Genomic DNA, 256 nt, shown 5'->3' with positions numbered 1-256 from the left:
GCTGCTGCATCAGCGCGAGGTTCCCGAGCCCCACCCCGCGACCCGAAACCGTGCCGGTCACTCCGCGCCCGGTGTGAGAGGCGAACTCGGTGTTGGCGGGCACTTCGAGCCCTCGTGCAACCGCGCCGGCGACGATCGCCGCGGCCAGCGGATGCTCGCTGCCCTTTTCCAGCGAAGCGGCCAGCCGTAGCACTTCGTCTTCGGCGAACCCCTCGGACGGCAGAACCGAAACGAGCTTGGGCTTGCCGAGCGTAAG

Annotated in this window: 1 pseudogene; it reads right to left on the bottom strand. The window is 69.1% G+C overall.

What is annotated here, in order from left to right:
* A pseudogene (locus EUU22_RS10310) lies at positions 1-256 on the bottom strand (HAD family hydrolase); the annotation flags it as partial.

The organism is Ciceribacter ferrooxidans (genome assembly GCF_004137355.1).
GTDB lineage: Bacteria > Pseudomonadota > Alphaproteobacteria > Rhizobiales > Rhizobiaceae > Allorhizobium > Allorhizobium ferrooxidans.
Note: the sequence above shows the minus strand (reverse complement) of the source record. Positions and strands in the feature narration are given on the sequence as shown.